Annotated in this window: 4 protein-coding genes and 1 pseudogene; all 5 read left to right on the top strand. The window is 73.9% G+C overall.

The features are described 5' to 3' along the window. On the top strand, window positions 1-244 hold a 244-nt coding region (locus tag ACTZWW_RS22495; protein WP_444783198.1), incomplete at its 5' end, for a hypothetical protein. Further along, window positions 232-876 (top strand): (d)CMP kinase, encoded by a 645-nt coding sequence (gene cmk / locus ACTZWW_RS22490; protein ID WP_444783197.1) that lies wholly within the window; start codon window positions 232-234, stop codon window positions 874-876. The genes ACTZWW_RS22495 and cmk, both read left to right, overlap by 13 nt. 131 nt (window positions 877-1,007) lie before the next feature. Continuing rightward, window positions 1,008-1,790 (top strand): DUF1194 domain-containing protein, encoded by a 783-nt coding sequence (locus ACTZWW_RS22485; RefSeq protein WP_444783196.1) that lies wholly within the window; start codon window positions 1,008-1,010, stop codon window positions 1,788-1,790. A gap of 107 nt (window positions 1,791-1,897) precedes the next feature. Further along, entirely contained in the window at window positions 1,898-2,791 is an 894-nt protein-coding gene (gene dapF / locus ACTZWW_RS22480; RefSeq protein ID WP_444783199.1) for a diaminopimelate epimerase, read from the top strand. Further along, window positions 2,791-3,034 (top strand): annotated as a pseudogene (locus ACTZWW_RS22475) (tRNA (N(6)-L-threonylcarbamoyladenosine(37)-C(2))-methylthiotransferase MtaB); the annotation flags it as partial. The gene dapF and the pseudogene ACTZWW_RS22475, both read left to right, overlap by 1 nt.

Below are 3,034 nucleotides of genomic sequence, written 5' to 3'. Positions count from 1 at the left end.
CCGTGTCGTAGGCGACGACCTCGTCCTCGCCGGCGGCGCCCGCCCGCCCGCGGCGGCGGAGGTGTTGGTGCCCGCGGCGGGCGACCCGGTCCTCGCCGTCGCGCTCGCCGCCTTCGGCGCGGGCGCGCCGCGGGGGCTCGCGATCGCCGGGCCCGGCCCGGTCGACACCGCCATGCCGGATCTCGAGAGACTTCTACGCGCGCTCGGCGCAGAGCTGGAGGAGACCGCCCGATGGGCTTCGTGATCGCCGTCGACGGACCCGCGGCATCGGGCAAGGGGACGTTGTCGAAGCGCATCGCCGCTCATTACGGCCTCGCGCACCTCGACACCGGCCTGCTCTACCGCGCGGTGGCGCGCCTCCTCCTCGACAAGAACCGCCCGCTCGACGACGAGAAGGCGGCGGAGGCCGCCGCCTACGCGCTGAACCTCGCCTTCATGGACGACAGCCGCCTGCGCGGGGCGGAGATGGGGGAGGCCGCCTCGCGCATCTCCGTCATCCCCGCCGTGCGCGCGGCGCTCCTCGATCGCCAGCGGGACTTCGCGGCCCAGGAGCCCGGCGCCGTCCTCGACGGGCGCGACATCGGCACGGTGATCTGCCCCGGCGCCGACGCGAAACTCTACGTCACGGCGAGTGCCGAGGAGCGGGCCCGCCGCCGGCACCGCGAGCTCGTCTCGCGCGGCGACGCGCCGCCCTACGAGACCGTGCTCGCCGACATCCGGGCCCGCGACGCGCGCGACCAGGGCCGCGCCACCGCCCCGCTGAAGCCGGCGGACGACGCCGTCCTCCTCGACACGTCCGACCTCGGCATCGAGGCCGCCTTCGCACGCGCCGTCGAGATCGTGGAGGCCGCACGCGGCGCTTCGTCGCTCCGGTAACGCGCGCACTAGCCCGATCCGCCGACCCGCTGGCATGCTCCTCGCTTCACCGACGCGCGGGGGGCTCTCCGGATAGAGGAGGCCGAGCGATGTGGGCGTTGAGCGTTCGCGGGAGATCCCGCACCGGCGGTATGGCCGCCATGGTCCTCGCGGTGGCGATCGCGGGCCTGCCCTTCGCGCGGCCCGCGCAGGCCGAGACCGAGGTCGACGTGGCGCTCGTGCTCGCCGTCGACATCTCCTTCTCGATGGACACCGACGAGCAGGAGCTCCAGCGCGCCGGCTTCGTAGAGGCGATGCGCTCGCGCGAGGTGCACGAGGCGATCGGGCGCGGGCTCATCGGCCAGATCGCCGTCACCTACGTCGAGTGGGCGGGCGTCGCGGACCGGCACGTGATCGTGCCCTGGACGCTGATCGACGGTCCCGAGAGCGCCGAGCGCTTCGCCGAGGACCTCGAGTTCGAGCGCATCAACCGGGCGCGCCGGACCTCGATCGCCACCGCGATCGACTATTCGCTGCAGCTGCTCGAGGAGAGCGGCGTGCGGGCGCTGCGCCGGGTCATCGACGTCTCCGGCGACGGCCCCAACAACGAGGGCGCCTTCGTCACCGCGGCGCGAGACCGGGCGATCGCGCAGGGCGTGACGGTCAACGGCCTGCCGATCATGCTCAAGCGGCCCGGCTATCTCGACATCGACGACCTCGACACGTACTACGTCGACTGCGTGATCGGGGGGCCGGGCGCCTTCGTCGTCCCGGTGCGCGCGCCCGAGGAATTCGTCGACGCGATCCGCACCAAGCTCGTGCTCGAGATCGCGGGCCTCGTCCCCCCGCGCCCGCTGGTGCAGCGCGCCCAGGCGACTGTTCCGACCGACTGCCTGGTCGGCGAGCGGCAGTGGGAGTATCGCAACCGGTTCTGAGAGCGGCGCGGGCGGGCGGGCGCTGGCATTCGCGCCGTCCATCGCGCATATAGACGCGAGACCCGAAGGCTCGGATCCCGCCCATGTCCCCGCCCATGTCCCCGCCCGTGTCCCCGCTCGCGCACCGCCGCTTCCTGAAGATGAACGGCATCGGCAACGAGATCGTCGTGCTCGATCTGCGTGGCACCGACCTGCGCGTGCGCCCCGCCGAGGCGCGGGCGATCGCCGCGAGCGCCGCCTCGCGGTTCGACCAGCTGATGGCGATCCACGACCCGAGCGTTGCCGGGCTCGACGCGGACCTGCGGATCTACAACACCGACGGCTCGGAATCGGGCGCGTGCGGAAACGGCACGCGCTGCGTCGCCTGGGCGCTCGTGCGCGATCCGCAGATGGGCGATCCGGCCAAGACGGCGCTCACCCTGCGCACGAGGGCGGGGCTGCTGGCGGTGACGGTCGACGGCGAGACGACCTTCACGGTGGACATGGGGGCGCCGAAGCTCGCCTGGCAGGACATCCCGCTGCGCGACCCGTTCCCGGACACCCGCTACATCGAGCTGCAGATCGGCCCGATCGACGATCCGATCCTGCACTCGCCGGCGGCGGTCAACATGGGCAATCCGCACGCGGTCTTCTTCGTCGACGACGTCGACGCCTACGACCTCGCCCGCATCGGCCCGCTGCTCGAGAACCATCCGATCTTCCCCGAGCGCGCCAACATCTCGCTCGCGCACGTCGTCTCGCGAAGCCGCATCCGGCTGCGGGTATGGGAGCGCGGGGTGGGCCTCACCCGCGCCTGCGGCTCCGCCGCCTGCGCGGCGCTCGTCGCCGCCGCCCGCAAGAAGCTCACCGGGCGCGAGGCGGTGGTGGCGCTGCCCGGGGGCGAGCTGACGATCCGCTGGCGCGAGGGCGACGACCACGTGCTGATGACCGGGCCGGTGGAGCTCGAGCACGAGGGCCGGCTCGAGCCCTCGCTGTTCGCGGACCTCGCGGAGAGCGCCTGATGGCGCCTCCCTCGCCCGAGGCCGAGGAGGCGCTCGCCCGCGTCGAGACCTTCGGCTGCCGGCTCAACCTCGCCGAATCGGAGGCGATCGCGCGCCGCCTCGCCGCCCCCGGGCTCGGCGACGTCGCCGTGATCAACACCTGCGCCGTCACCGCCGAGGCGACGCGCCAGGCGCGCCGGGCGATCCGCCGCGTCGCGCGGGAGCGGCCCGGCGCGCGGCTCGTCGTCACCGGCTGCGCCGCCC

The organism is Salinarimonas sp. NSM, assembly GCF_052380005.1.
Lineage (GTDB): Bacteria > Pseudomonadota > Alphaproteobacteria > Rhizobiales > Beijerinckiaceae > Salinarimonas.
This window is presented reverse-complemented; position numbering and strand designations above follow the sequence as displayed.

What these genes read in the sequence shown, in the direction of transcription:
- cmk (WP_444783197.1), top strand. Translation starts at nt 232, where the DNA reads ATGGGCTTCGTGATCGCCGTCGACGGACCCGCGGCATCGGGCAAGGGG.
- ACTZWW_RS22485 (WP_444783196.1), top strand. Translation starts at nt 1,008, where the DNA reads ATGGCCGCCATGGTCCTCGCGGTGGCGATCGCGGGCCTGCCCTTCGCG.